General features: G+C 65.6%; 9 protein-coding genes. 4 read left to right on the top strand and 5 right to left on the bottom strand.

Annotated elements, in window-relative coordinates:
* Positions 1–2,108: DNA primase (gene dnaG, locus ACIQ2E_RS11445; protein WP_398330486.1), on the top strand; the 2,108-nt coding region annotated here is incomplete at its 5' end.
* A 121-nt stretch (positions 2,109–2,229) separates the two neighbouring features.
* On the top strand, positions 2,230–2,427 hold the full coding sequence (locus tag ACIQ2E_RS11440; RefSeq protein WP_398330483.1) for a hypothetical protein: 198 nt from the start codon (positions 2,230–2,232) through the stop codon (positions 2,425–2,427).
* 3 nt (positions 2,428–2,430) lie between these two features.
* On the opposite strand, the gene ACIQ2E_RS11435 is transcribed toward ACIQ2E_RS11440, so the two are convergent.
* From ACIQ2E_RS11435 to ACIQ2E_RS11420, 4 genes are all read right to left on the bottom strand, one after another.
* Complete coding sequence (locus ACIQ2E_RS11435; protein ID WP_398330480.1) at positions 2,431–3,708, bottom strand: Y-family DNA polymerase; 1,278 nt, start codon at positions 3,706–3,708, stop codon at positions 2,431–2,433.
* Positions 3,701–4,147: a LexA family protein gene (locus ACIQ2E_RS11430; RefSeq protein WP_398330477.1), complete on the bottom strand. Its 447-nt coding sequence runs from the start codon at positions 4,145–4,147 to the stop codon at positions 3,701–3,703. Before ACIQ2E_RS11430 ends, ACIQ2E_RS11435 begins: the two co-directional genes overlap by 8 nt.
* A 188-nt stretch (positions 4,148–4,335) precedes the next feature.
* The gene (locus ACIQ2E_RS11425) at positions 4,336–4,779 is read right to left on the bottom strand and encodes a hypothetical protein (protein ID WP_398330475.1); all 444 of its coding nucleotides are present in this window, start codon (positions 4,777–4,779) and stop codon (positions 4,336–4,338) included.
* A gap of 13 nt (positions 4,780–4,792) precedes the next feature.
* The gene (locus ACIQ2E_RS11420) at positions 4,793–5,299 is read right to left on the bottom strand and encodes a pentapeptide repeat-containing protein (RefSeq protein ID WP_398330472.1); all 507 of its coding nucleotides are present in this window, start codon (positions 5,297–5,299) and stop codon (positions 4,793–4,795) included.
* 160 nt (positions 5,300–5,459) lie between these two features.
* On the opposite strand from ACIQ2E_RS11420, the gene ACIQ2E_RS11415 reads away from it, so the two are divergent.
* Together ACIQ2E_RS11415 and ACIQ2E_RS11410 are read left to right on the top strand one after the other, a co-directional pair.
* Positions 5,460–5,690, top strand: coding sequence for a hypothetical protein (locus ACIQ2E_RS11415; protein ID WP_398330469.1), 231 nt, complete (start codon positions 5,460–5,462; stop codon positions 5,688–5,690).
* A gap of 39 nt (positions 5,691–5,729) precedes the next feature.
* A complete protein-coding gene (locus tag ACIQ2E_RS11410; protein WP_398330466.1) occupies positions 5,730–6,095 on the top strand; it encodes a YraN family protein in 366 nt (121 codons plus the stop codon).
* Here the strand turns inward: ACIQ2E_RS11410 and ACIQ2E_RS11405 are convergent.
* On the bottom strand, positions 6,058–6,308 hold a 251-nt coding region (locus ACIQ2E_RS11405; RefSeq protein WP_398330463.1), incomplete at its 5' end, for a hypothetical protein. The two genes, ACIQ2E_RS11410 and ACIQ2E_RS11405, sit on opposite strands and share 38 nt — an antisense overlap.

Below are 6,308 nucleotides of genomic sequence, written 5' to 3'. Positions count from 1 at the left end.
GCACGATCGAGGCCGTTAAAGAACGCGCTGACATCGTTGATGTGGTGGGTGAGCACGTGGTGCTCAAGAAGAAGGGCCGGGAATTCGTCGGCGTCTGCCCGTTCCACGACGACAAATCGCCGTCGATGACGGTGTCGGCTGCGAAGCAGTTCTACTACTGCTTCTCCTGCGGGGCCGGCGGTAATGCGATCAAGTTCCTGATGGAACTGCAGCGCCAGAGTTTCAGCGATGTGGTGCTGGAGCTGGCGCGCAAATACCAGCTGCCGGTCGAAACCCTCGAGGGCCCCCAGCAGGAGCGTCTACGCCAGCAGCTCTCACGCCGTGAGCGGCTCCATAAGGCCCTGTCTCTGGCTGCCGGCTGGTTCCGCAGCCAGCTGCGCAGCCCGGAGGGGGTCGGTGCTCTGGCCTATTTGCGCGAGCAGCGGGGCCTGAGCGAAACCACGCTCGAGAGCTTTGGCCTTGGTTATGCGCCGGAGCGCTGGGATGGGCTGCTTAACCACCTTCAGCAGGTGGAGGGGCTCTCGCCGGAGCTGCTGGAGGCGGCCGGCTTGGTGGTGCCGCGCCGCGGCGGCGATGGCTTCTACGACCGCTTTCGCCACCGGGTGATGGTGCCGATCTGCGATCGCCAGGGCCGGATCATCGGCTTTGGCGGCCGCAGCCTCGATGGTGGTGAACCTAAATATCTGAACTCTCCGGAAACGGAGGTGTTCGAAAAAGGCAAGCACCTGTTCGGCCTTGATAAGGCGGTGAATGCCATCCGCAAGGACGACCGAGCGGTGGTTGTCGAGGGCTATTTCGATGTGATCGCCCTGCACGCCGCCGGCATTACCAATGCAGTGGCGGCCTTGGGCACCGCCCTCAGCAGCCAGCAGATCACCCAGCTCTGCCGCTGCTGCGATGGCAAGCGGCTGATCCTCAACTTCGACACCGACCGCGCCGGCGTGCGCGCCGCTCAACGGGCCATCGGTGAGGTGGAGCAGCTGGCGCTGCAGGGTCAGCTGGAGCTGCGGGTGTTGCACCTGCCCGCCGGCAAAGACCCCGACGAATTCCTCAAGGAACACGGTGCCGGTGACTACCGCTCTCTGCTGGATCAGGCGCCGCTCTGGCTCGATTGGCAGATCGATCAGGCGCTCGAAGGTCGCGATCTGACCCGCTCTGATCAGTTCCAGCAGGTGGTGAGTGAGCTGGTTGTTCTGCTGGGTAAGCTGCCCGCCAGCGCCGTGCGCTCCCGCTACCTGCAGCAGGTGGCTGAGCGGCTCAGTGGCGGTCAAGCGCGCCTGGCGCTGCAATTGGAAGACGACCTGCGCCAGCAGGTGAAAGGGCAGCGCTGGCATGGCCGCTCCCAACGCTGGGAGCAGCCCGGTGAAGCCGGCCTGCGCGAGCGCGCGGAAGCTGAGCTGCTGCGCCTCTATCTGCACTGCCCCACGCACCGCGGTGCCATCCGCGCTGAGTTGCGCCGCCGCGAGCTCGATGATTTCGCCATTGCTCACCACCGTCAGCTCTGGGCGGCGATCAGTGCCCTCGAGGAGGACAACTTGGGGGTGGGCCGCCTTGAAACGATCAACCGCGGCATTGATCCGGGCGTGGAGCTGGCGGATCTGGATCTCCCGCGCCTGCTGTCTGATCAGCTGCTGCTCAGCGATGCGGAGGTTCCTTCGGATTTGCTCACGCGGCTCACTCCGTTGCTGGAGCCCACCGACGTGCAGCGTTTGGCATTGGCTAACCCCCAGTTGCAGTTGCGCGGAGCTACGGCTTCGCTCGAGCGCCAGCGCAGCCTCAAGCGTTGCCGGCATCTGCTTAATGCCTGGAGTGCCCAGCGCCTGGAAACCCTCGAGCGTTGTATTGCCCGCCTACTGGAAGCGGGCTCTGGAACGGCCGATACGCCGGCTCATGCTCCTTGCGATGGCGATCCCAGTCGCGCCCCTCAGCCCGCTGCCCTCGATATGGAAGCGCGCATTGAAGCGATGTTCGCCGATCTCAACGGCGATGCCCTGCGCTTCCAGGAGCTCTATTACAACGAGCGCCAGCACATCGCCCACCTTGATCAGCAGCGCCGCGCCGGTTTTGAAGATGTGCTGCAGGAGCAAGCGGATTCGCTCACGGCCTGAACCTGATCGCCCTCAGTTCTGGTAAGACACATCGATGCCATTTTCTTCCCTTCTTCGCAGCACTGTGTCGTTGCTGGCAGCTGCTGTTGTGGCTGGCCTCGCCGCCCCCGCGCAGGCCAGCATGATCGACCAGATCATCCTTAATAAGTGCTCCGCTGCCATGCGCGAGGACTTCCAGAAAGCCGGCAAAACCCCGCCTGATGGCATGGTGGCCGATACTTGTAATTGCGTGGTGGAGCAGGTGAAGAACCGCCAGAGCATCGAGCAGGCCAAAACCTTCTGCACCAAGCAGAGCCTCGAGAAGTACGGCCAGCCCTGAGCCTTAGCGGGCCCAGGCCGTGGGCAGATCGGCCAGGCGGGTGGTGGCGGCACGCGAGAGCTGCTCGCGCCGCATCATCCAGCCGGGCGTCATCCCGCAGGCGGCCCACTGCACTGTGCCCCGCCCATAACGGCGGTTGAGGCCATCGATGCGTTGCATCAGGTCTGCGCGCCGCTGTTGTTCCGCCTCCGGCAGCGGTGTCAGCAGATGGTGCTGCAGCTGCTCCTGGCTCTGCAGGTCCTGCAGCAGCACCCCGGCTTTGGCAAAGCGTTTGTGGGGTCGGTAGATCAGCCCCACCAGGGGCAGGGCTGCCTGCAGCAGCACGGCTGTGTCGTTGCTGGCCACGGGCAGGCTGGTGCCGGCCGCCTGGCTGTAGAAGCCTGGGCTGAAGGGGCTGGTGCGGGCGAACACGGTGAGCCGACCACTGCACTGCCGCTGATGGCGCAGTTTTTCGGCGGCCCTCACCACATAGCTGGCCACCGCCTGGCGTAGTTCGCCGGCATCGGTGATCGGGCGGCTGAAGCTGCGGCTCACGCAGGTTTCCCGCTTCGCCGTGGGACCTTCCTCCAGGGGTAGGCAGCTCACCCCCTGCAGCTCCAGTTGCAGCCGCAGGCCCACCACGCCAGCCTTGGCCCGCAGCTCGCCACTGGCCATGTCGCGCAGTTGGCGGGCATTGGCGATACCCCGCAGCCGGCACCAGTGGCCCAGCTGGCGGCCCACGCCCCAGATCTCCTCCACGGGGGTTTGCTCCAGCCAGGGGTCGGGGTTGACTTCACGGCCCAGGTCGAACACGCCGGCGTGGCAGCGATCGCCCTTGGCGATCCGGTTGGCCACTTTCGCCAGCACCTTGCTGGGGGCGAGGCCAATGGCGATCGGTAGGCCAAGATTGTGACGGATGCGGCTGCGCAGCTCTGCGGCCCAGGCGCTGAGGTCGCCGCAGCGTGGGCGCGGCAGCCTCGCGAAGGCCTCGTCGATTGAATACACCTCCAGCTCCGCCACGAATGGCTCGAGGCTGCTCATCAGCCGCTGGCTCATGTCGCCGTAGAGGGCGTAGTTGGAGCTACGCACCACCACGCCGTGGCTGGCCAGCTGCCCCGCGATCTGGAAGTAGGGCTTGCCCATGCCGATGCCCAGTTGCCGCGCTTCGCTGCTGCGCGACACCACGCAGCCGTCGTTGTTGGAGAGCACCACCACGGGGCGGCCGATCAGGGCCGGTTCGAAGGCCTGCTCGCAGGAGGCGTAGAAATTGTTGGCATCGATCAGCGCCAGCACATCAGCCATGGCGCCCGAGCGAGTGGATCACATGGATGGCCACGCCCCAGATCTGCACGTCGGCGCATTGGTGCAGCTCCAGCGGCGGGTAGGCGCTGTTGGCCGCCTCCAGCCGTAGCCGGCCCTGGTGGCGCGCCAGGCGCTTGAGGGTGAAAGCCCCATCGAGCACTGCCACCACGATTTGACCGGGGCGGGCTTCCAAACTGCGGTCCACCACCAATAGGTCGCCGTGCTGGATGCCTGCATCGATCATCGAATCGCCGCTCACCCGCAGGAAGAAGGTGCTGCTCGGGTGGCGGATCAGCGCCTCGTTGAGATCGATGCCGACATCGATGTAGTCGTCGGCGGGGCTTGGAAAGCCGGCGGCCACAGTGCTGGCAGCTAGGGGCAGCCTTAAGCACGGGCGCTCGCGGCGCAGAGGCATCGGCCGAGGGCCCGCAGCAGGCATCAATCCGCCACCCGATTATCAGATCGCAGTTTAGTACGGATGTATTAATTGTCGGTGTTGCTTTGCTGGGGTGGTGGCGTTCGGGGTTGTGTCCCGCGCCGGATATCTATGGATATCCGCCGTGCGAGAGCGCTGCCGGGTGACTTCCGGCACCTGCAGTACGGCAACCCAGGTCAGTGGCTACGCCTTCACTCCTCCTCGTCGCCTTCCAGGAGCAGTTGCTGGAAGGCGGTGTAGAGCTCGCGCTCCTCGCTGCTGGCGGGAGCGCGCAGCTGGCGGTTAGGGCGCAGTTCGTTGCTGGCGCCGCGCGGCTGCAGCCCTCCGGGGGCCGTGGAGCCCTTTGGGTTCTGCCGTTGGAGCTCGCGACGTTGCTCAGCCTGGCGGACCCGCTGCTGATCGGCTTCCGCCTGGCGCAGGCGATCGAGGAGGTGCGGCGGGACGCTGCCATCAGGGCTCACCTGCATCAGCTCGCGGAACAGGGCCTGGGGATCGGTTTCCGTTTCCACCCGGTGCCGCTTCTGGCTGGCGGGAGCCGCTGCAGCTGCGGGCGGCAGTTCTGGCTTGGGGAGCGGTTTGGGCAGGCTGCGGCCAAGCTGCTGCAGGCGCTCGAGACTGCGGGCATCAAAGCTCATGGCGTGGGTCTCCTCAGCCGCACTCGAGAGTGTCGCGGGTGTTGCGGCCAGTCACGGGGTTGGTGCCGCTGGCGCTGGCACAGAGCGTTTTCAGCACATCCCCGCGGAAGGGCACGTTGGTGAAATCAGCCCCTTCAATCAGCACGTTGTTGAAGCGGGTGTTGAAGGCGAAGGCGTTCTCGAGCACGGCATTGCGCAGATCCGTGCCGTCGAGCACGGCTGAATCGAGGGTGGCGTCGGTGAGATCGGTGCCTGAGAGGTCGGCATCCTGCAGCTTTGCCCCAAACAGGCTGGCGCCGCGTAGGTCAGCGCCATGGAAATCGGCTTCGCGCAAGTTGGTGAGGTTGAAGGTGGCGCCGCGCAGATCCACGCCGGCGAAGTCGTGGCCGATCAGCACCTGCTTGGCGTAGTCCATCGCGGCCTGGGCGGCTGGCGGCATCAGCAGCAGTGCCGCTGGGAGCCAGAGCGTCAACACAGGCATGAGTAGGCGCTTGAACAGCGGTCGCAGCAGGCGGCCCATCAGAACGGCATCGGGTCGGCCAACCCTAGGCAGCCTGTCGCGATCAGCACCAACGCAGCGAAGGGCTTCTCCTAGTCTCCGCGGCAATGCACCCCCTGCGCAGCAATGCATCGGTGGAGGCAAGTCCTTTGGGCGTCGGATCGAACAGCGAGCGTTCGCGATGGGCAATCCGATCGACAAAGACACCTTCCTGGCTCGGGCCCGCTCCCGGTTTGGTGAGCGCTACGACTACAGCGCCATCGTTTACAAGAGCTTCAAAACACCGATCAAGATCCGCTGCCGCGAGCATCCGGTGCGCTGGATTTCGATCACGCCCGAGCGGCATCTGGTCACCACCGGAGGCTGCAAATACTGCTTGCGTGCCCTGCGTGGCCAGTGGCCCGGCGAGTGAGGCCAGGGGAATGCTCAGAGGAAGCACACCTCGGCAGCGATGGCGATCAGCACAAGTCAGCGGCGCGGCAACTGGGCTGAGCAACGGGCACTGCGCCTGCTCCAGACCGCTGGTTGGCAAGTGCTGGCGCAGCAGTGGCGTTGCCGCTGGGGTGAGCTGGATCTGCTGCTGCACAAACCCCAGCGCCTGCTGCTGGTGGAGGTGAAAAGTCGCGGCAGGCGCGGTGTGGATGGCTGGGGCGTGGCCAGCTTCACGGCGCCCAAACGCAGGCGGCTGAACCGCACCTACAGCTGCTGGCTGGCGGTCCATCCGCAGTATCAGCACTGCAGCCTGGAGCTGGTGCTGGCGCTGGTTCCCCAGCCGCTGGCTAGGGAGCCGGTGCGCTGGATCCGCTGCTGGGGCTAGCGCTGCTGGGAGGGGTGGCGGCTGGCGTGGTGGTGTAGTCGAGCGTGCAGATGTAGCGGTAGTTGCCGATGCGCACGTTCACCACTGTGCAGTGGGTGTTGGTCACCGTGGCGTTGGCGGGTAGTTGTTCCTGAGCACGCTGGATCGCGTTCTTTTTGTCCCAGATCGATTCGGCGGTGATCGATCCAGCCTGCGCTGCGGGGCTGAAGCCAA

It is taken from the genome of Vulcanococcus sp., from assembly GCF_044369115.1.
Classification (GTDB): Bacteria; Cyanobacteriota; Cyanobacteriia; order PCC-6307; family Cyanobiaceae; genus Vulcanococcus.
This window is presented reverse-complemented; position numbering and strand designations above follow the sequence as displayed.

What these genes read in the sequence shown, in the direction of transcription:
- ACIQ2E_RS11440 (WP_398330483.1), top strand. Translation starts at nt 2,230, where the DNA reads ATGATCGACCAGATCATCCTTAATAAGTGCTCCGCTGCCATGCGCGAG.
- ACIQ2E_RS11435 (WP_398330480.1), bottom strand. Translation starts at nt 3,708, where the DNA reads ATGGCTGATGTGCTGGCGCTGATCGATGCCAACAATTTCTACGCCTCC.
- ACIQ2E_RS11430 (WP_398330477.1), bottom strand. Translation starts at nt 4,147, where the DNA reads ATGCCTGCTGCGGGCCCTCGGCCGATGCCTCTGCGCCGCGAGCGCCCG.
- ACIQ2E_RS11425 (WP_398330475.1), bottom strand. Translation starts at nt 4,779, where the DNA reads ATGAGCTTTGATGCCCGCAGTCTCGAGCGCCTGCAGCAGCTTGGCCGC.
- ACIQ2E_RS11420 (WP_398330472.1), bottom strand. Translation starts at nt 5,299, where the DNA reads ATGGGCCGCCTGCTGCGACCGCTGTTCAAGCGCCTACTCATGCCTGTG.
- ACIQ2E_RS11415 (WP_398330469.1), top strand. Translation starts at nt 5,460, where the DNA reads ATGGGCAATCCGATCGACAAAGACACCTTCCTGGCTCGGGCCCGCTCC.
- ACIQ2E_RS11410 (WP_398330466.1), top strand. Translation starts at nt 5,730, where the DNA reads ATGGCGATCAGCACAAGTCAGCGGCGCGGCAACTGGGCTGAGCAACGG.